Source organism: Pseudonocardia hispaniensis, assembly GCF_042658695.1.
Lineage (GTDB): Bacteria > Actinomycetota > Actinomycetes > Mycobacteriales > Pseudonocardiaceae > Pseudonocardia > Pseudonocardia hispaniensis.
On sequence record NZ_JBHSQW010000009.1, the window covers coordinates 190,320 to 209,419 of the forward strand.

Below are 19,100 nucleotides of genomic sequence, written 5' to 3' on the forward strand. Positions count from 1 at the left end.
ATTCTCGTGAATGCCCCCACCGGCGCCGCCGGCGCGCTGCTCGATGCGCGCTACCGGGTCGGGCCGGTGATCGCCCGCGGTGGCATGTCGACGGTCTACCGCGGCGTCGACACCCGGCTGGATCGGCCGGTCGCGCTCAAGGTGATGGACCCGCGGCTGGCGGCCGATCCGGCCTTTCGCACCCGTTTCGAACGCGAGGCCCGGTCGGCGGCCCGACTCGACCATCCGGCCGTCGTGGACGTCCACGACCAGGGCGACGATCTGAGCGGGGCCGAACCGACCCTGTTCCTGGTCATGGAGCTGATCGAGGGCGGAACGCTGCGCGAGGTACTGCGGTCCCGCGGTGCGCTCGGGGTGCCCGCCGCGCTGGCCGTGATGGGCCAGGTGCTGGCCGGGCTGGCCGAGGCGCACCGTCACGGACTCGTACACCGCGACGTCAAGCCGGAGAATGTGCTGATCAGCTGGGGTGGCGAGGTCAAGGTCGCCGACTTCGGGCTGGCCACCGCGGCGGCCCAGGCCGGTGCGAGCCACGCCGGGATGATCCTCGGGACGGTGGCCTACCTGTCGCCGGAGCAGATCACCACCGGTGCCGCCGATGCGCGCAGCGACGTGTATGCCGCCGGTGTGCTGCTCTACGAGCTGCTGACCGGCTCCCCGCCGTACACCGGCGACACCGCGATGTCGGTCGCCTACCGGCACGTCAACGAGGATGTACCGGCGCCGTCGCTGATCGCGACCGAGGTCCCGCCGGAGCTCGACGAGCTCGTGCAGCGCGCCACCGACCGTCGTCCGGCCGCCCGTCCCCCCGACGCGGGCGCCTTCCTCGACGAGCTGCGCCGGGTGCGCGACCGGCTGGCGGTGCCGCCGGTACCGGTCCCGGTGCCGCCGCCCCGGCCCATCGACGAGCAGGACACCGTGCCGGCGGGGCCGCGTCCATCCCGGTCCGCGCCGGGGCCCGGCGGGACGCGCGCGATGGAGCGCCCCGGCGACGTGCTACCCGCGCCGCCGCCGACCGTGGCCGAGGCGCCGGCCGATCACCGGGTGGCACGCCGGCGCAGCCGCCGCGTCTTCGCCGTGTGGATCGCCGTGCTGCTGGTGCTCGGGCTGCTCGTCGGGACGGCGGCCTGGTGGCTGGGCACCGGGCGCTGGACGGCCATGCCGTCCGTCGTCGGGCTGGACCGGCCTGCGGCCCAGCAACTGCTCGCCGACGCCGACCTGGTCGCCTCGTTCGCCGAGGCGCACCACGACTCGGTCGCCGCCGACCTCGTCGCCGCCGCCGAACCCGCGCCCGAGTCCCGGCTGCTGCGCGGCAGCACGGTGCGTCTGACGATCTCCACCGGACGTCCGGTCGTCCCGCCGGTGGCGCCCGGCGCGACCGTCGCCGCCGCCGAACAGGCCGTCCGCGACGCGGACCTCACCCCGGTGCACAGCACCGAGGCCCGCGAGTTCAGCTCGACGGTGCCCGAGGGCGCCGTGATCCGGACCGAACCCGCCGCAGGCTCCGAGCTGCCGATCGGTGGGTCCGTGACGCTCGTGGTCAGCAAGGGGGCCCAGCCCGCGCCGAAGCTGGTCGAGGTGCCCGACGTGGTCGGTGACAAGGCCCGCTCGGCCGCCGCCACGCTGTCCGAGGCCGGGCTGCGCGCCGCCGTGGAGTCGAACTTCCCCTTCGTCCGGCGGGAGAACGGGCGCGTGGTCGCACAGAGTCCCGCCCCCGGCACCCAGGTCCCCCCGGGCAGCACGGTCACCCTCACCACCTTCTGAGTCCGGCGCTGTCCGGTGGACATCCGAGCGCAGCCGGTGTCAGCACGTGGCACGAGACGGACACACCCCGACTCGCGCACGGAAATACCCCGACTCGCGGGGAGTCAGCCGCGGAGCATCTCGGCGACGAGAAACGCGAGTTCGAGGGACTGCTGGGTGTTCAGCCGTGGATCGCAGGCGGTCTCGTAGCGCCCGGCCAGGTCGTTGTCGGAGATCTCCTGGGCGCCGCCGAGACATTCGGTGACGTCCTCCCCGGTGACCTCGACGTGAATGCCGCCCGGATGCGTACCCAGGCTGTGGTGCACCTCGAAGAACGCCTGCACCTCGTCGACGATGCGGTCGAAATGCCGGGTCTTGTAGCCGGTGGTCGACTCGTGGGTGTTGCCGTGCATCGGATCGCACTGCCAGATGACCTTGTGCCCGGACGCGGTGACCTTCTCCACGATCGGCGGCAGCACCTCGCGCACCCTGGTGTTGCCCATCCGGCTGATCAGGGTGAGCCGCCCGGGAATGCCCTTCGGGTTGAGCCGCTCGACGTACTCGACGGCCTGCTCGGGCGTGGTCGTCGGGCCGATCTTGAGTCCGATCGGGTTCGCCAGCAGCTCGGCGAACGCGATATGCGCACCGTCGAGCTGGCGGGTGCGCTCCCCGATCCAGAGGAAATGCGCTGAGAGGTCGTAGAGCCGCGGCGTCTCACGCGAGGTGTCCAGCCGCAGCATGGCGCGCTCATAGTCCAGCAGCAGCGCCTCGTGGCTGGCATAGAACTCGGTGGTGTGCATCCGGTAGTCCTCGACCCCGCAGGCGTCCATGAAACCCAGGGCTCGCTCGATCTCCGCGGCCAGCGCCTCGTAGCGCTCCCCGGCGGGCGAGGTGCGCACGAAGTCCTTGTTCCAGTCGTGGACCATCGACAGGTCCGCCATCCCGGTCGCGGTCAGCGCGCGCACCAGGTTCATCGCCGCCCCGGCGTTGGCGTAGGCACGGATCATGCGGGAGGGGTCGGGAACCCGGGCCGCCGGATCGGCGACCAGTGAGTTGACGATGTCACCGCGGTAGGACGGCAGGCCCAACGCGTCGATGGGCGAACTGCGGGGTTTGGCGTACTGGCCGGCGATCCGCCCGACCTTCACCACCGGTGTCGAGGCACCGTAGGTCAGCACGATCGCCATCTGCAGCAACGTGCGGATCGTGGCGCGCAGGTGCGGCTCGGTGTTGTTGACGAACGTCTCGGCGCAGTCGCCGCCCTGCAGCAGGAACGCCTTACCCTCGGCGACGGCGGCGAGCCGGTCCTGCAGGCGGTCGACCTCCGGCGGCAGGGTCACCGGCGGAACGCTCTCCAGCACCGCGCGGACGTGGCCGACCTTGGTGGTGTCGGGCCATTCCGGCTGCTGGGCGGCGGCGCGCCCGAGCGCGTCGTCGAGTCGGGCCTGTAGCCCGGCGGGCAGCGGCGGCAGCTCTGGCAGTGCCTCGACGGGGGCGTCGACCGTCCAATTCACAGTCTCAGAGACTAAGCCGTCGGCCGCGGAGCCAGCCGGTGGGGCGCGCCACGGGCGTCGAGCGCCGCCTGGATCACCTCCCAGCGTTTCAGGTTGAGCCGGGCGTCGGCCAGCGCATCGTGCGCGTCGGCCGTGGGCGCAGGCAGCAGCGGCCGCCCCGCGTCCTCCCAGTGCTGGCGCAACTCCCGGGTGAAGCGGGGCAACGCTCGGGGCAACGCCGGCATGGCGCCCCACAGCTGGCACAGCGCGACGTGGTCGTAGGCCGCGATCCAGGCCCAGAGCTCGACCTCACCCGGCGCCGAGGTCAGGAACTCGAACAGACCGGTACGGATCGCCGTCCGCGACCGCCACGCGGGGTCGGCGGGTGAGGGCAGCTTGGGTAGGACGTTGGCCCGCACCCAGGAACCGGCTCGGCCGGGATCGAACTCGGTGGAGACGGCGTAGAACTCCCGGCCGTCCTCGCCGACGACCCCGATCGACACCAGATCGATCGTCGTGCCGTCCTCGATGAACTCGCAGTCGTAGAAGAACCGCATTTCCGTCCCGTTCGTGCCGGCAAACGCCCTCGGCGCCACTCTATGTCCGCCCGGGGCCCCCCGCGGTGGGCGGGGCGGCGTCGCGACGCCGGACCACGCGGTCAGCCCGCCTTGGTATCGGGAAGACGAAAAGGATCTCGCGTCTTCGGCGGCGCCGGCGCAGCGGCCTTCTCCTTCACCGAGGCCGCGTACAGGTCGACGTAGGTCTGTCCGGACAGCTCCATCAGGGCGTACATGATCTCGTCGGTCATCGATCGCTCGATGAACCGGTCGCCCTGCATCCCGCCGTAGCGCGAGAAGTCCAGCGGCTCGCCGATCCTGACGTGCACGGGACGCGGCCGCCACATCCGCGAGCCGATCGGGTTGACCTGGTCGGTGCCGATCATCGCCACCGGGATCACCGGGACCTGGGCCTCCAGCGCCATCCGCGCCACCCCGGTCTTGCCCTTGTAGAGCCGGCCGTCCGGGGAGCGGGTCCCCTCGGGATAGATGCCGAGCAGCCTGCCCGCACGCAGCAGCCGCACCGCCGTGTCCATCGCGTCCCGGGCCGCCGATCCACCGGAGCGGTCGACCGGCACCTGCCCGACGCCGGTGAAGAACTGCTTCTTCAGCCAGCCGGTCAGCCCGGGCTCGATGAAGTACTCGCGTTTGGCCAGGAACGTGATCCGGCGCGGGACGAGCAGGGGCAGGAAGAACGAGTCGACGACGGCGAGGTGGTTGCTGGCCAGAATCGCCGGCCCCGCCTCGGGGATGTGCTCCAGGCCCTCGATCGTCGGCCGGCAGAACAGCCGCAGCAACGGGCCGAGCAACACGTACTTCGACCACCAGTACAGCACCGGCGCGTGCCCCCCTCTCCCAACCCGGGGCCAGCCTACGGAGGGCGTCCGGGCGCCGACAACGGGTTGTCCGTCGACGTGACCGGCAACGCCGTGCCCGAATGCGCCCGGAACGTGTCAGGATGTTCTCCGCGCCGTCGCCGACGGCACCAGGGGAGGTCGCCGATGCCCCTCGACACGCACGTCGGGCTGCTCCGGACCGTCAGAACGGGCGATGCGGGATGAACCGCGATCCCGAGGAACGCCGCCGCGACACCGAGGAGCCGGACCCGATCGGCGACGAGTTCGACCGGATCGTCGCCGGATGGCGGCGCGAGGGCTCGGTCCCTCGATGGCCCTCGGATGACCCGATGGACGGCGGGCCGGCCGTCTCCGCCGAGCCGGCGACCGGCCCGCTGCCACCGGTCTGCGACGACGAGGACCATTTCATCCCACCGGATCCGCCGCCGTTGCCCCGGATCGGGCCGCCCGCCGCGGTCGGGCTGGCGCTGCTCGTGCTGGGCCTGCTGCTCGTGACCGCGCCCCAGATCATCGGCCTGTCCTCCGGTCACGGGCTACCGCTCGGCCTGCTCTCGCTGGCCGCCGGGCTGGGCTGGCTGGTGCTGCGGCTGTGGCCGTCGGCCCCGGACCACCACGACGGCGACGACGACGGCGCCGTGCTCTAGCGCTGGCCGCCGAGGTGGTCACGGGCCAGCTGCGCGGCACCGACCACCGCGGCCGCCTCACCGAGTTGGGCGGTGCGGATCCGGGCCAGCGGACGGTTTCCCGCTCCGGTCACCACCCGCGCATAGTGCTCGCGAGCCTCGTCGAGGAAGAGCGGGGCCGAGCCGGCGACCCCACCCCCGATCACGACCAGCTCCGGGTCGAACACGTCCGCGACGATCGCGAGACCCTCCCCCAACCAGCTGCCGAGGTCGGCCAGCGCCCGACGGGCGAGCCGGTCCCCCGCGCGCGCGGCCGCCGCCACTCGTCTCCCGGTGATCCGCCCCGGGTCGCGGGCGGCCAGCCTGGCCAGCAACGAGGCCCCGGGGTCGGCGGCGAGCAGTTCGACGGCGGTCGTGGCGAGCCCGGTACCGCTGCAGTAGCGCTCCCAGCAGCCACGTTTGCCACACGGACACGGACGCCCCTGCGGGACGACCCGAAGATGTCCCAGCTCAGGGGCCACCCCGTGGGTGCCGCGATACAGCTCGCCGCCGATCAGCAACGCGGCGCCGATCCCCGTGCCCAGCGTGAGGAACACCGATGTCGAGGCACCCGCTGCCGCGCCGAAGCGGCGCTCGGCGAGCGCGGCGGCATTGGCGTCGTGCTCGACGAGCGTGGGCAACCCGAACCGCGCGGAGAGCCGCTCGGCGACCGGGGCGTCCCGCCAGGACAGGTGCGGGGCGAACCGGACCGTCGTGCGGTCGGACCCCACGAACCCTGCCAGCGCCAGGCCGACCGCCGCGACCCGGTGCCGCGTGGCCAGCTCGCCGACCGCGGCCACGATCGCCTCCTCCAGCGCGCCGGCGCCGGCCGGGGTGGCGGATCGGGTGGTGTCGAGCACGGCGCCGTCGGCGTCGACCACACCGGCGCGCACACTCGTCCCGCCCACGTCGACGCCCACCGTCAGGACCGGCACCGAAGCCGCCCGGCGCCAGGACGCCGGGAGCCGGTCGCGCAGGTTCATCCGCGCTGCACCGTGATGTGCTGCACGCTGCGGCGCGGCGCGGGGGCCGGATCGGGCCCCGCCTCGCACGGCACCCCGGCGCCCGCGCCGGCCCCCTCCCCGAGCGCGGTCCGCAGCACGGTGAGCAGCCCGGACGTGTGCTCGGCGAGCCGCGCAACGAGCTCCGGGCGTTCCCCGCGCAGTGCGGCGATCACCGCGCATACCGGACACACGGCGCAGCTCGCGGCAGTGCCCACGGCCGCCGCGGGGCCGGCACCATCCTCGGCGCGCAGTCGCTCGACCGCGGGTTGCAGCCGATCCAGCAGCTGCAGCGCGACGGCCCGCAGGTCCTCGGCCAGCCCGCTGTGCTCACAGGCGGGGCGCCCCGTTGCCGAGGTCATCTCATCCAGACCGCGGGATCGGGCCGGAACACGACGCGCAGCTCGGTGTCGCGAGCTGCCCCCTCGAGCCGTGCGGACACGGCCGAGCAGCGGCGCAGCACGGACGGCAGGCCCACCATCCGCCGGGTGAGCCCGATCGTGATCGCGAGCTCGTCGCCGATCCGGGCCAGCTCGATGGGCCCGTGTTCGGCGCCGGGCAACCGCACCGCGAGCTCGAACTCCGATTCCAGCGCGGTGCCCTCGCCCGCGGTGCGTCGCACACTCAGCACCGGGGGCGCCGGGCTCGCGCCCGCGACCGGGTCGTCGGCCCCGTAGATCGACTGCGCCAGCGCCAGGAGCGCGTCCACGCCGGTGGGCTCGGCGGCGGCGTATTCGCCGATGCGCAGCGTCGGACCCGCGCCGGGCAGATCGACGAGCTCGGCGAGCACGGCCTGTTGCTCGGTGTACCGCTCACGCAGCCAACGCCCGGCGGGCCCGCGCAGCGACGGCGGGGCGGCGGGCAGAACCCGGTTGGCCACCAGACCGTCGACCCGGATGTCGTGCAGCGCGAACGCGGTGAGCATGCGCCGGGTTTCCGCGGCGACCACCCGCTCCGGGGTCACGACCAGCCGGATGCTCGTGCGTTCGGGGTCGACGAGCAGCGCGCGCAGTCCGGCGAGGCGTTCGGCGAGCCCGTCGAGCGCCTCGATCGCCTGGTCCAGGCGAGCCACCGACTCCGAGGCGTCCCGCCTGCCGGCGAGCCCGGCCAGCAGGCCCCGCACCGCGCGGTGGTGGGCCGGAAACAGCCGTTCGAGATAGCTCGACAGCGCTTCGGGCAGCCCGAGCAGCCGCAGCGTCTCGGCGGTCGGACCACAGTCGACGACCACGGCCTCCCAGGGCCCGACCTCGGCGAGCCTGCGTACCTCGGTCAGCGCGAGCAGCTCCTCCACACCGGGCAGCACGGTCAGTTCGTCGGCCAGCAGCTCGTCGACCCCGGCACCGGCCAGCAGCGCCCGCAGATGACCTTGCAACCGGGCCCACGCGCCGTCGAGAAGCACCCGGGTGTCGATATGGGCGGCGTACAACCCGCCGGCGTCCCCGGCGAGCTCGCGGGGCTGGTCGTCGAGGTCGGCTTCGAGCGCGTCGCCGAGGGAATGCGCCGGGTCGGTGGAGACGACGAGGGTCTTGCGTCCCGACCGCGCCAGCAGCACGGCCGTCGCCGAGGCGAGGGTGGTCTTGCCGACGCCCCCCTTGCCGGTGAACAGCATGACGCGCACCGCCGGAGCCTAGCCGCCGCCGCGCGCGAACCGCGCGTGCCCCGCCAGGTCAGCCGCGTTCGACGCGCCGCTTGAGCCCCTTCAGCGCCGTATCGATGATCACCTTCTCGGCCTTGCGCCGCAGCATCCCGATCATCGGGATGTTCAGGTCGACGGCCAGCGAGTAGGTCACCATGGTCGAGTCGCCGTCGGCGGTCAGTCGGTACGAACCGTTCTGCGCCTTCTGGATCTGCCCCTTCACCAGGTTCCAGCTCACCGACATCCCGTCGGGCGCCCACTCGTAGTCGAGGGTATAGGAGTCCTTGATCGGGCCGGCGTCCATGGTGAACCGGACCCGCTCCGCCCGATCGTCAGGCCCGGTGGAGAGCACCTCGACCGTCTTCACCTGTTCCGCCCACTCGGGGTAGGCGCGGAAGTCGGCGATCACCGACATCACCCGTTCCGGGTGCGCGGCGATGGAGATCGAGGAGGTGGTCGCGTCGGCCATGCGCGGAGATTACCGGTCCCGCGAGTCGCGGTATTTCCGTGCGCGAGTCGCGGTATTCGTGCGACCGAGTCGCGACATTCACGCGACGGTCGGCGGCTCGCCCGGCGCCCGCCCCGACTCGAGACGATCCTTGAGCGCGAACGCGATCGCCTTGGCGGCCCGCTGCCGCCGCCGCGACTCCGCCGCGGCCCTGCGCCGCGGCTGCGGGGCCGGCCTGCCCTGCCGGTCGGTCGCGTCGGCACGCAGGTAGTAGTGCAGGACGGTCCCGTCGAGGACCTCCTCCAGCCAGACCTCCATGCTCCCGACCAGCGCGCCCCCCACCGTCCAGCGCACGCCCTGCTCACCCCGGTCGGTGACGACCTCGAGCCGAAGATCGGGCCACAGCCGCGGCCAGCACGCCGGATCGCCGAGCTCCGCCGCCACCCGGGCGCGCGGCACCGCGAGAAACGTCTCGTCCACCACATCCACCGACGGCACGCGTCCAGCCTCTCCCACCCCTGGATACCGGCGGAAACCAGCCCAAACCGACGATGCACGCCACACGAACGCGCGATAGATTCGATCGACAGGAACCTGTCGGCGCCGGCCAGGAGGTCGAGACAGTGCGTGAGTACAGCGTGCCAGCAACGGTCCACGTCGGTGCGGAGGAGAATCTGGTCGATCCGATCTTCGACCACGCGCAGCGCCACCCCGACAGCGTTCTGATCCGCCGCCGCGAAGGAGACAGCTGGACGGATGTCACGGCGGCCCGCTTCGCCGCCGAGGTCACCGGGGTCGCACGCGGTCTCATCGCGGCCGGGATCGACAAGGGGGACCGGGTCGCCCTGCTGTCCCGCACCCGTTACGAGTGGACGCTGATGGACTACGCGATCCTCTCCGCCGGTGCGGCCACCCTGCCGATCTACGAGACCTCCTCGGCCGAGCAGATCTCCTGGATCCTCTCGAACTCCGAGGCCACGGCGATCATCGTCGAGTCGGACAAGCACCGCGCCCTGGTCGAGAGCGTCATGGGCTCCATCGACACGCTGAAGCACATCTGGCAGATCGATCCGCCCAGCTCCGCGCCGGACACCCCGAACGCGGTGGCGCAACTGGTCGCCCTCGGCTCCGACGTCACCGACGACGCGGTGCACGCGCGCCACCGCGCCGTCACGGTCGACGACCTGGCCACCCTGATCTACACCTCGGGCACCACGGGCAGGGCCAAGGGCGTCGAGCTGACCCATCGCAACCTCGTCACCGAGGTCAAGACGGTCAGCACGCTGTTCCCGGGGCTGCTCAACGAGAACGGCTCGGTGCTGCTGTTCCTGCCGCTGGCCCACGTCTTCGGCAAGGTGATCCAGTGTGGAGCGATCGCCACTCGATGCCAGATCGGACACACCCCCGACACCTCCCACCTGCTCGCCGATCTCGCCACGTTCCGGCCGCAGTTCCTGCTCGCCGTTCCCCGGGTGTTCGAGAAGGTCTACAACAGCGCCCGGCAGAAGGCCCACGGCGAGGGCAAGGGGAAGATCTTCGACGCGGCGGCCGACACCGCCATCGCCTGGAGCCAGGCCCGCGACACCGGTGGGGCCGGGCTGGGGCTGCGCGTCAAGCACGCCCTGTTCGACAAGCTGGTGTACAGCAAGCTGCGGGCCGCGGTCGGCGGCAAGGTCGTCGCCTCCGTATCGGGCAGCGCGCCGCTGGGGGAACGGCTCGGCCACTTCTTCCGCGGCATCGGACTGCCGATCTTCGAGGGGTACGGCCTCACCGAGACCGCCGCCGGGATCACGGTCAACACCGAGGCCGCTCAGCGCATCGGTACCGTCGGTCGTCCGATCCCCGGGCACGCCGTCCGGATCTCCGACGACGGTGAGATCCTCGTGTCCGGCGACATCGTGTTCCGCCGTTACTGGCGCAACCCCGATGCCACCGCCGACGCGATCGTCGATGGCTGGTTCCACACCGGAGACCTCGGTGCACTCGACGACGACGGCTTCCTGACGATCACCGGGCGCAAGAAGGAGCTCCTCGTGACGGCGGGCGGCAAGAACGTCGCCCCCGCCGTCCTCGAGGACCGGCTGCGGGCTCATCCGCTGGTCAGCCAGTGCATGGTCGTGGGCGACGGGCAGCCGTTCATCGCCGCGCTGGTGACGGTCGACGCCGAGGTGCTACCGGCGTGGCTGGACCGGAACGGCAAGCCCGCGGGCACGACCGTCGCCGACCTGCTCGACGACCCGCAGCTGCGCGAGGAGATCGCGGCAGCCGTCGAGGAGGCCAATCTGGCCGTGTCGCGAGCCGAGCAGATCCGCAAGTTCCGGATCCTGCCCGGCGACTTCACCGAGGCCGGCGGCGAGCTGACCCCGACGCTCAAGGTCAAACGTCACGTCGTCGCCAAACAGTACGCAGCCGACATCGCCGCCATCTACGCCACGGTCAACCAGAACGCCTGACGTTCAGTCGGCCGGCACCGCGGCACCGTCCAGCAGCCCGCGCAGCCGGCGCACGCGGGCCGGCCACGCCCAGTCACGCAGCATCCACGCGCGACCCGCCGCCCCCATCGCGCGGGCCCGGACAGGGTCCGCGAGCAGGCCTACCACGGCGCCGATGAGCGCATCGAGGTCCCGGCCGTCCACGACATGCCCGGTGCGTCCCTCCAGCACCGTCTCGGGGGCCCCGCCGGAGTTGCCCGCCACCACCGGCACCCCGCAGGCCGACGCCTCCAGCAGCGCGATGCCAAGGCCCTCGACGTCGAGCCCACCACCGCGGGTCCGGCACGGCAGCGCGAAGACGTCGGCGACCCCCTGGTGCGCCGCGAGCTCGTCGGCCGGCACAGCACCGGTGAACACGACCGCACCGGCGACGTCGTTCTGGGCGGCGAGCGTGCGCAGTCGTGCGGCGTCCGGTCCCGAGCCCACGATCAGCAGGCGGGCGCCCGGGACCCGGCGGCGAATCTCGGGCAGCGCCCGGATCAGCATGTCCTGGCCCTTGCGAGCCACCAGCCGGGACACGCACGCGACCACCGGACCGTCGCCGAGCCGGTAACGGGCGCGCAGCTCCTGCCGGGCGGCGGGATCCGGCCGGAACCGCGCGGCGTCGATCCCCGGCGGCAGGTGTTCCAGCGCCGCCTGCGGCCCGAACGCGGACGCGACGCGCCTGCGGGTGTACTGGGAGATGACGGTGAGAAGGTCGGTCTCACGGCCGATCCGCCGGAGCGCCTGCCGCGCCCCCGGCAGCATCGACCAGCCCACCTCGTGGCCGTGCGTGCTGGCGACGATGCGCTCGATCCGGGCGCGGCGACGCAGCACCGGCCCGAGCAGCGCCAATGGCGCCGCGGCCCCGAACCAGACGGTCGTGGCACCGTGCTCGCGAGCGATCCGCGCCGCGCGCCGCGCGACCGCCGGAACGGGGAGCATCAGGGAGGTGGGGTGCCGGTACACCGGATAGCCGCGGGTGGCGTCGAACGAGGCGGCCCCGGGCCACGTCGGTGCGTAGACGACGAGCTCGCCTGCCGGGAGCCGGTCGGCGAGAGCCTGCAGGTAGTTCTGGATCCCGCCGGCGCGGGGCGGAAAGTCGTTCGTGACGAGCAGCGTGCGGGGCACGAGCAGGACGGTATCGGGTATCGGGAACGGACCGGACGCCCGCCACACCCGCAGCGATCGGATTACAGGCGCCGTGCACCGCTGAACGCGCTGCGCGAGACGGTCTGGTACCTCACCACGTCACCCGACTGCGGGGCATTGATCATTTTGCCGTCGCCGGCGTAGATGCCGACGTGGCTGGCGGGGGTGTAGTAGAAGACCAGGTCGCCGGGTTGCAGGTCGTTCCACGAGACGGCTCTGCCCACCGTGGCCTGTGCGCTACTGGATCGAGGCAGGGTCACACCGGCCTGGGCGAACGCCCACGACGTGAGCCCTGAGCAGTCGAAGGTGTTCGGGCCGTTCGCACCCCACTGGTAGGGCCTGCCCAGCTTGGTCGCGGCCGCCTGGAGCGCGCGCACGCCGACCCCGGTGCCGCTGAACGAGCCGGACGGCGCGCCGACGTCGGGACCGTTTCGGTCGGCCCGTTGCTGTGGGCTGAGCCGTGCGAGCAGTCGCTCGACCTCGGCGATACGGCTCTCGGCGGCGCGCCGGCGAGCCTCGATGTCGTCGGCGGCCCGGCGAGCCGCGTCCGCGGCCTCCTGGGCCCGGGCGACCGCGTCGTCGGCGTCGACCTGCGCGCGGCGCGTCGCCTCGACCTTGGCGAGCAGCGCGTCGAGCTGAGCCTTGTGGTCGGCCGAGAGGGACTCCAGGGCCGACATCTGGTCGAGATACTGCTGCGGCGAGTTGCTCAGGAGCAGCGCGTTGAACTGGTCGAGCCGGCCGCTGTCGAACGTCGACAGCGCGACGACGTCGATCTGCTGACGAAACTCGTCCTCGGCAGCCTGGGCCTGTGCGGCGGCCGCTCGGGTCGGCTCGATCGCGGCACGCGCCGCGTCGGCCGCAGCCTGGCTGGCGGTGAACGTGTCGGTGGCGGCGTGCCACTGCTCGGTGAGCGCCTCCGCCTCATGCTGAGCCTGATCGAGCTGGTCGCGCGCCTCGGATGCGGTCGGCGGCGGATCGGGCTGCGCGACCGCGGGGGTGACGCTCACTCCGATGACCAAGGCCGCTGCGACGCCCAGGGGCACACTCAACAGGGCCGCGCGACCGGTCCGTCGCCCACTGCGCCGGATGCCGCTTCCTCCGTCTTCACCGCGCCGAGGGGGCAGCACGCTGGACGTGTCTCCTTCCTCGCACCGCAACTCGACCCGCGGGCGCTTCGAGCACCGATGGGCCGGACGTACGGTGACCCTGCGTCGCCACTCCGGCTGAATGGCCGACTCTCCGCAAGATCTCGAGGAGATTACGAAGACACCGAAAGGGCGTCCAGCACCGCATATTCCGGTCCGGAGGGAGCGGCGGCAGCCCGCACGTTCACCCTTCGTACCCTTACCGCATTCCAGAACGGCGTTTCGTTACCCAACGTCACGATCTTGAGAACGTCCGCCGCGACCGGATGTCACTCGTCGCAGCGGAGGGGCCACCAATCGCAACCGCGGCACCATTCCCTGCGCGGCCAGGACATCGAGTGCACGGCACTCCGGTGCGTCGAGCTGTATGACCGAAGCGCCGGACGGCACCTCGCCGTCGGCCATCCGCGGTTCGGGTGTGCCGAGCAGAACGCCGACGACACAGTCGTCGCAGGCGACCCCACTGACCTCACAGCGTTCGCAGTCGATGATCATTGACGAGCTCCTCGACGGGTCGGGCATCCCAACGCGGCGGACGCTACGACCCGGCACCGACAGTTGACATCCAGCGGGTGCCCGCCCACCTGGCCGAGATCCCCGCCCGATCGACGTCGGACCCGCGATCAGCCCCGCAACCGGTCCAGCAGCACGGCCGAGGCGAGCGCGTGCGCCCCCCGCCTGCGCACCGACTCCGCAACGGCGCGGTCCGAGGTGGCGACCAGCACCGGCCTGCCCTCGGGCTCGGCGGCGACCAACGAGCGGATCACGTCATCGGCGAGCACCCCGGCGTCGCTGAACAACACCCGTACCCCGCGCGAGCCGCGGGTCGGGGCCGTCACCACGCCCGCCCCGTCGAAGACGACGGTGATCTCGACGCCGGTACGGGCCGCGAGGGCACCGAGCTGGCGCACCAACCGGGTGCGCTGGTCGGCCAGCGGCAGCTCCGGATAGCCGGTCTTGCTGACGTTGTAACCGTCGACGACAAGGTGCGTGGCCGGCAGCGCGAGCAACGCGTCGAGCGCGGCACGATCGTCGACCGGGGCACCCGCCCGCCGGCCGTGCGCCCCGGCCACCAGGTCCCCGGGACGCGGGCCACCCCCGCCGAGGGCGAGCTCGCGGCGCAGCCCGGTCACCGCGCCGGAGAGCGTGTCGATGAGCAGGCCGAGACGCACCTCGTCCGCCTGCCTGGCCTCGCGGGCGGCTTGGCGGGCGGCGGCGATCTCCCTGGTGGCGCGGGTCGCTCGCCTGCGTTCCTCCTCCGCGCGAGCACGTTCCCGGTCGCGCGCCGCCAGCGCCTGGGCCAGCTCGGCACGAGCGCTGCTGCGCAGTTGCTCGACCGCCGCTTCGGCGGCGGCCCGGGCATCGAGAGCGGCCCTCAGCTTTCCGCCCTGCTCGCTGACCCGACGACGCAGCTGCCCGAACTCGGCGTCGCGCTGCTGGTCGGCGCAGCGGGCCTGCTCGCGGGCGTCGGCGAGCTCCGCGCGCAGCCGCTCCAACTCTGCGGTCAGCTTGTCGACGCGGGCCAGCGCCGCGTCCCGCTCGGCGCGCAGCTCAGCGACCTCACCGCGGCGCGCGGCCGCCGCGAGCATCCGGTCGGTCTCCGGCACTCCGGACAGCACCGCGGCGGCGGCCGCCGTCAGCGCCTCCGCACAGTGCACGTCCAGCTCGCCCGGTCGGTGCTCGGCCCACCACGCGAGCACGGCGGCGCGGAAGGCGGTGGAGGCGCCGAGCTCGGCGAGCAGCAGCCCGGCACCGAGTCGGGCGCGTTTGGCCGGGGTGAACTGGGCGAGTCTGCGCAACGGAACCGGGACGCTGGAGAGCGGCATGCCACCGACCGCGACGGCGGCCACCTCCGCGAGCCTGCCGCGGACCGGATCCGGCAGCCGATCCCAGTCGGGGCCGCGGGACCCCGGTCCGGCGCCTCGCGCTGCGTCCGCATCGTCCGGGGCGGGAGCCTCGCCGGGTTCGGGCGGAGACGACGCGTCACCACTCTCGGGCGACGGGGACGCGTCGGGGTACATCGCATCAGGCTAACTGCGCTGACCCGAATGGGGCGACCGCCGAGTCGGCGGTCCCCGCCACAGCGATCCTCCGCACCGCGTCGAGGCGCGTCCGGTCCGCGACACGATCACGGAAATACCCCGACTCGCGCACGGAAATACCGCGACTCGCGGGGACGTCGGGGGGTGTGGATAGCGTCGCGGGCGTGCTTCCCGCCGCCCCCCAGCTCTCGTTCGACGAGCTGGGCACGCCGCTGCGGGAGGTCACGTTCGTTGTGGTGGACCTGGAGACCACCGGCGGCAGCGCAGACCGCGACGCGATCACCGAGATCGGCGCGGTGAAGGTCCGCGGCGGGGAGCGGATGGGTGAGCTGGCCACCCTGATCGATCCGGCCACGACCGTCCCACCGAACATCGTCGCCCTCACCGGGATCACGACCGCGATGCTGCGCACCGCCCCGCCACTGCCCCAGGTGCTGCCGTCGCTGCTGGAGTTTCTCTCCGGGGCGGTCCTGGTCGCGCACAACGCCGGGTTCGACACCGGGTTCCTGCGCGCCGCCTGCGACCGCCACGGCTACCGCTGGCCGCGCCCGCCGACGCTGTGCACCGCGCGGCTGGCCCGCGCGGTCCTCACCCGCGCCGAGGCCCCGAGCGTGCGGCTGGGTGCGCTGGCCCAGCTGTTCGGGACGCGGACCCGGCCGGTCCATCGCGCGCTCGCCGACGCCCGGGCCACCGTCGAGGTGCTCCACCACCTGCTGGAACGCATCGGCAACCTCGGTGTGCAGAGCCTCGAGGAACTGCTGGCGCTGGCCCGCGACGCGTCGGCCCATCGGCCGACCCAGCGCATGCGTCAGCAGCGCAGGCTCGCCGAGCACCTCCCGTCGGCGGCGGGGGTGTACCTGTTCCGCGGGCCCGGCGCCGAGGTCCTCTACGTCGGCACGAGCGGTGACCTGCGCCGCCGGGTCCGCAGCTACTTCACCGCGAGTGAGCGCCGCCGCCGGATCCGCGAGATGGTGGAACTCGCCGAGCGGGTCGACACGGTGGTCTGCGCGCACGCCCTGGAGGCCGGGGTGCGCGAGCTGCGGCTGCTGGCCGCGCACCGGCCGCGCTACAACCGCCGGTCCCGGCACCCCGACCGCGGCTGGTGGGTGGTTCCGACGCTCGAGACGTTCCCGCGGCTGTCGGTCGTCACCACCGGACGCGACGGCGCGCTCGGCCCGTTCGGCTCCCGGCGGGCGGCCGCCGAGGCCGTCGAGGCGCTGCTCGACGCCGTTCCGCTGCGGCACTGCACCCAGCGCATTCCGGCCCGCGCCCCGGCGGGCACCCCCTGCGTCCTGTTCGAACTCGGCCGCTGCCGGGCCCCCTGCGCCGGGCACCAACCGGCCGAGCACTACGCGGTCGCGGTCGAGGCGCTGCGCCGGCTCGTCGAGGGTCGCGACGACGCCGCGCTGCACGCGCTGGCGGCCGAGGTCGCGGCGCTGGCCGATCGACGGCGGTACGAGTCCGCGGCGCGGCGGCGCGACCGGCTCGCCGGCCTGATCGTGGCCCTCGAACGCACCCAGCGGCTCGGGACGCTCGCCGCACTGCCCGAGGTCGTCGGCGCTCGGCCGGATGGCCAGGGCGGCTGGGAGCTCGCGACGATCCGCTACGGCAGGCTCGCCGGTGCCGACGTCGCGCGCCGCGGCACCCCACCGATGCCGGTCGTCGACGCGCTGCGGCAGGGAGCCCAGGTGATCATTCCCGGTTCCGGTCCGCTGCGCGGCGCGCCGGCCGAGGAGGTGCGACTGGTCTACCGCTGGCTGACCACCGGCGGAACGCGGCTGGTACACACCGAGCCGAACTGGGCCGAGCCCGCCCGCGGGGCCGCGGCGTGGGGCGCGTGGGTGGTGCGGGCGCGCCCCCGACCCGTCCGTGACCCCGGGGCGACGGTGCTTGACTAGCCTGCGACGGCGCGCGGTCCCACCCGCGAGCCACCACCCGAGGAGGAGAGACGTTGATCACCGCGATCGTCCTGGTGCATACCGCCACCGACCAGATCCCCGAGACCGCCCAGGCCATCGCGGATCTCGAAGGGGTCAGCGAGGTCTACTCGTGCGCCGGCGACGTCGATCTCATCGCGGTGGTGAAGGTCGCCGAGCACGACCAGTTGGCCGACGTCATCGCCGGACGGCTCAGCAAGATCGAGGGTGTGCAGCGGACCGACACCCACATCGCCTTCCGCTCCTACTCCCGGGCCGACACCGAGGCCACCTTCTCCGTCGGCCTCGACTGACCGGCGGATGCGGCGGCCGGGGCTCAGCCCCGCAGCCGGGTCGACGCCTCGGACCAGCGGGTCAGCAGTGCGGCGGCCGCGCCCGAGTCGATCGCCTCGGCGGCCCGCACCCGGGCCGTACCCAACGCGTCGGCCAGGTCTGCGACCGGGCCGTCGGCCGCCACCAGCGCGCCCGCGGCGTTGAGCAGCACGGCCTCGCGCACCGGCCCGCCGCGTCCGGCCAGTACCGCCCGGCAGACCGCGGCGTTCGCCGCCGGGTCACCGCCGCGCAGATCCTCCCGCTCGGCCAGCGGCATCCCCAGCGCGGCGGGGTCGACGGTCTCGGTGCGCACCTCGCCCTCACCGGCCACCCACACGGTCGTGGTCGTCGTGGTGGTCAGCTCGTCGAGACCGTCGTCCCCGCGCACCACCAGCACCGAGGCGCCGCGGGCCGCGAACACCTCGGCCAGCACCGGGGCCAGCCGCGCATCGGCGCAGCCCACCAGGGCCGCGGACGGCTGGGCCGGGTTGGTGAGCGGGCCCAGCACGTTCATCGCGGTGGGGAGACCGAGCTCGCGGCGCACCCCGGCGGTATGCCGCATCGCCGGATGGAACACCGGCGCGAAGCAGAACCCGATGCCGACCTCGGCGACGCAGGCCGCGACCCCGTCGGGCGGCAGATCGATCGCGACCCCGATCTCCTCCAGCAGATCGGCCGCCCCGCATTTCGACGAGGCCGCGCGGTTGCCATGTTTGACGACCGGCACCCCGGCGGCCGCCACGACGATCGCCGACATCGTCGAGATGTTGACCGTATGCGCCTGGTCCCCTCCGGTGCCCACGACGTCGACGGCGCGGCCCTGGATCGTGACCCGACGGGCGTGCCGCAGCATCGCCTCGGCCAGCCCGCCGATCTCGGCAGGCGTCTCCCCCTTGATGCGCAGCGCCACCAGGAAGCCGGCGAGCTGGGCGGGGGTCGCCTCGGCCGAGAGCACCCGGTCCATCACCCACGCGGCGTCGGCCGCGTCGAGGTCGTGCCGCGCGATCAACCGGCCGAGCAACCTCGGCCAGCTCCGCTCCCCCGCGTCAGCCATGCCCGCCCGCGCCGCGCAGGACGAGGTCCGCGGAGCCCTCGCGGAGGCGGCGCAGCACGTCGGCGACCGTCTCCGCGGCCGTCAGCGGGTCGAGGGGGTGCACCAGCACGGCGTCGGCCTGCGACCAGGTCGCGAGCCAGCGGTCGTCGTGACGGCGCACCGACACGATGATCGGCGGGCAGTCGGCGATCTCGTTCTTGAGCTGCCGGGACAGCCCCATCCCCCCGGTCGGCTGCGCCTCCCCGTCCAGGATCGCCAGATCGACCTGGCCTGCGTCGAACGCCACGAGCACCTCGGCGATTCCGCTGACCTCGACGAACCTGATCCGACCCAGATCCGGAGCCGGCCGCCGGCCGATCGCTGTGATGATTGCCTCACGTACCTCGGGCCGGTGACTGAACACCAGGACCGTCCACGACGGCTGGTGGTCCAGGTGGCCGAGGGAATTGCTCACGGGGCTGCTCACGGGGCGTCATGGTAGTCAGCGACCCGCCGGGGGCCGCGCGCGGGAACTAGGGCGCGAGGCGGCCCGTTGCGTTGATGGGGCCTCGACCCAGCCCCGACAGGCTGTAGAAGTTTCGGCCGGGTCATAA

Annotated in this window: 18 protein-coding genes; 5 read left to right on the forward strand and 13 right to left on the reverse strand. The window is 73.2% G+C overall.

The window, feature by feature from the left end; all coding sequences use genetic code 11:
- Window positions 1-6: 6 nt before the first annotated feature.
- A complete protein-coding gene (pknB, locus tag ACFQE5_RS04100) occupies window positions 7-1,761 on the forward strand; it encodes a Stk1 family PASTA domain-containing Ser/Thr kinase (protein ID WP_379582908.1) in 1,755 nt (584 codons plus the stop codon).
- Window positions 1,762-1,865: 104 nt separating this feature from the next.
- Here the strand turns inward: pknB and ACFQE5_RS04105 are convergent, their stop codons facing one another.
- From ACFQE5_RS04105 to ACFQE5_RS04115, 3 genes are all read right to left on the reverse strand, one after another.
- Entirely contained in the window at window positions 1,866-3,254 is a 1,389-nt protein-coding gene (locus tag ACFQE5_RS04105) for a class II 3-deoxy-7-phosphoheptulonate synthase (RefSeq protein WP_379582910.1), read from the reverse strand.
- Between the two features lie 11 nt (window positions 3,255-3,265).
- The gene (locus ACFQE5_RS04110; RefSeq protein WP_379582912.1) at window positions 3,266-3,790 is read right to left on the reverse strand and encodes a polyadenylate-specific 3'-exoribonuclease AS; all 525 of its coding nucleotides are present in this window, start codon (window positions 3,788-3,790) and stop codon (window positions 3,266-3,268) included.
- Between the two features lie 101 nt (window positions 3,791-3,891).
- Entirely contained in the window at window positions 3,892-4,626 is a 735-nt protein-coding gene (locus ACFQE5_RS04115; protein ID WP_379582914.1) for a lysophospholipid acyltransferase family protein, read from the reverse strand.
- A 221-nt stretch (window positions 4,627-4,847) separates the two neighbouring features.
- Between ACFQE5_RS04115 and ACFQE5_RS04120 the strand changes: the two genes are divergently transcribed.
- On the forward strand, window positions 4,848-5,291 hold the full coding sequence (locus ACFQE5_RS04120; protein ID WP_379582916.1) for a hypothetical protein: 444 nt from the start codon (window positions 4,848-4,850) through the stop codon (window positions 5,289-5,291).
- On the opposite strand, the gene ACFQE5_RS04125 is transcribed toward ACFQE5_RS04120, so the two are convergent.
- The 5 genes from ACFQE5_RS04125 to ACFQE5_RS04145 form a co-directional block, all read right to left on the reverse strand.
- Complete coding sequence (locus tag ACFQE5_RS04125) at window positions 5,288-6,292, reverse strand: ROK family protein (protein ID WP_379582918.1); 1,005 nt, start codon at window positions 6,290-6,292, stop codon at window positions 5,288-5,290. The two genes, ACFQE5_RS04120 and ACFQE5_RS04125, sit on opposite strands and share 4 nt — an antisense overlap.
- Complete coding sequence (locus tag ACFQE5_RS04130) at window positions 6,289-6,672, reverse strand: hypothetical protein (protein ID WP_379582921.1); 384 nt, start codon at window positions 6,670-6,672, stop codon at window positions 6,289-6,291. The genes ACFQE5_RS04125 and ACFQE5_RS04130 overlap by 4 nt, the downstream gene beginning before the upstream one ends.
- Window positions 6,669-7,928 carry an ArsA family ATPase gene (locus ACFQE5_RS04135; protein WP_379582923.1) on the reverse strand — a complete coding sequence of 420 codons (1,260 nt, stop codon included), beginning with the start codon at window positions 7,926-7,928 and terminating at the stop codon, window positions 6,669-6,671. The genes ACFQE5_RS04130 and ACFQE5_RS04135 overlap by 4 nt, the downstream gene beginning before the upstream one ends.
- Window positions 7,929-7,977: 49 nt before the next feature.
- Window positions 7,978-8,415 carry an SRPBCC family protein gene (locus ACFQE5_RS04140; protein WP_379582925.1) on the reverse strand — a complete coding sequence of 146 codons (438 nt, stop codon included), beginning with the start codon at window positions 8,413-8,415 and terminating at the stop codon, window positions 7,978-7,980.
- A 78-nt stretch (window positions 8,416-8,493) separates the two neighbouring features.
- On the reverse strand, window positions 8,494-8,892 hold the full coding sequence (locus ACFQE5_RS04145; protein WP_379582927.1) for a polyketide cyclase / dehydrase and lipid transport: 399 nt from the start codon (window positions 8,890-8,892) through the stop codon (window positions 8,494-8,496).
- Between the two features lie 125 nt (window positions 8,893-9,017).
- On the opposite strand from ACFQE5_RS04145, the gene ACFQE5_RS04150 reads away from it, so the two are divergent.
- On the forward strand, window positions 9,018-10,847 hold the full coding sequence (locus ACFQE5_RS04150; RefSeq protein ID WP_379582929.1) for an AMP-dependent synthetase/ligase: 1,830 nt from the start codon (window positions 9,018-9,020) through the stop codon (window positions 10,845-10,847).
- Between the two features lie 3 nt (window positions 10,848-10,850).
- On the opposite strand, the gene ACFQE5_RS04155 is transcribed toward ACFQE5_RS04150, so the two are convergent.
- From ACFQE5_RS04155 to ACFQE5_RS04165, 3 genes are all read right to left on the reverse strand, one after another.
- Window positions 10,851-11,996 (reverse strand): glycosyltransferase family 4 protein, encoded by a 1,146-nt coding sequence (locus ACFQE5_RS04155; RefSeq protein ID WP_379582931.1) that lies wholly within the window; start codon window positions 11,994-11,996, stop codon window positions 10,851-10,853.
- Between the two features lie 62 nt (window positions 11,997-12,058).
- Window positions 12,059-13,024, reverse strand: a complete 966-nt coding sequence (locus ACFQE5_RS04160; protein ID WP_379582933.1) for an NlpC/P60 family protein — start codon at window positions 13,022-13,024, stop codon at window positions 12,059-12,061.
- 761 nt (window positions 13,025-13,785) lie between these two features.
- The gene (locus tag ACFQE5_RS04165) at window positions 13,786-15,183 is read right to left on the reverse strand and encodes an NYN domain-containing protein (RefSeq protein WP_379582935.1); all 1,398 of its coding nucleotides are present in this window, start codon (window positions 15,181-15,183) and stop codon (window positions 13,786-13,788) included.
- A 185-nt stretch (window positions 15,184-15,368) separates the two neighbouring features.
- Between ACFQE5_RS04165 and ACFQE5_RS04170 the strand changes: the two genes are divergently transcribed.
- Entirely contained in the window at window positions 15,369-17,102 is a 1,734-nt protein-coding gene (locus ACFQE5_RS04170; protein ID WP_379582937.1) for a DEDD exonuclease domain-containing protein, read from the forward strand.
- A 53-nt stretch (window positions 17,103-17,155) separates the two neighbouring features.
- Entirely contained in the window at window positions 17,156-17,434 is a 279-nt protein-coding gene (locus ACFQE5_RS04175; RefSeq protein WP_379582939.1) for an Lrp/AsnC family transcriptional regulator, read from the forward strand.
- A 23-nt stretch (window positions 17,435-17,457) separates the two neighbouring features.
- Here ACFQE5_RS04175 and trpD read toward each other — a convergent pair whose 3' ends face one another.
- Both trpD and ACFQE5_RS04185 read right to left on the reverse strand, forming a co-directional pair.
- On the reverse strand, window positions 17,458-18,507 hold the full coding sequence (gene trpD / locus ACFQE5_RS04180; RefSeq protein WP_379582941.1) for an anthranilate phosphoribosyltransferase: 1,050 nt from the start codon (window positions 18,505-18,507) through the stop codon (window positions 17,458-17,460).
- A complete protein-coding gene (locus ACFQE5_RS04185) occupies window positions 18,500-18,973 on the reverse strand; it encodes a hypothetical protein (protein WP_379582943.1) in 474 nt (157 codons plus the stop codon). The genes trpD and ACFQE5_RS04185 overlap by 8 nt, the downstream gene beginning before the upstream one ends.
- Between the last annotated feature and the right edge of the window lie 127 nt (window positions 18,974-19,100).

Excerpts from the sequence above, each read along its gene's own strand:
- ACFQE5_RS04110 (WP_379582912.1), bottom strand. The coding sequence starts at position 3,790 with ATGCGGTTCTTCTACGACTGCGAGTTCATCGAGGACGGCACGACGATC.
- ACFQE5_RS04120 (WP_379582916.1), top strand. The coding sequence starts at position 4,848 with ATGAACCGCGATCCCGAGGAACGCCGCCGCGACACCGAGGAGCCGGAC.
- ACFQE5_RS04125 (WP_379582918.1), bottom strand. The coding sequence starts at position 6,292 with ATGAACCTGCGCGACCGGCTCCCGGCGTCCTGGCGCCGGGCGGCTTCG.
- ACFQE5_RS04130 (WP_379582921.1), bottom strand. The coding sequence starts at position 6,672 with ATGACCTCGGCAACGGGGCGCCCCGCCTGTGAGCACAGCGGGCTGGCC.
- ACFQE5_RS04140 (WP_379582925.1), bottom strand. The coding sequence starts at position 8,415 with ATGGCCGACGCGACCACCTCCTCGATCTCCATCGCCGCGCACCCGGAA.
- ACFQE5_RS04165 (WP_379582935.1), bottom strand. The coding sequence starts at position 15,183 with ATGTACCCCGACGCGTCCCCGTCGCCCGAGAGTGGTGACGCGTCGTCT.
- trpD (WP_379582941.1), bottom strand. The coding sequence starts at position 18,507 with ATGGCTGACGCGGGGGAGCGGAGCTGGCCGAGGTTGCTCGGCCGGTTG.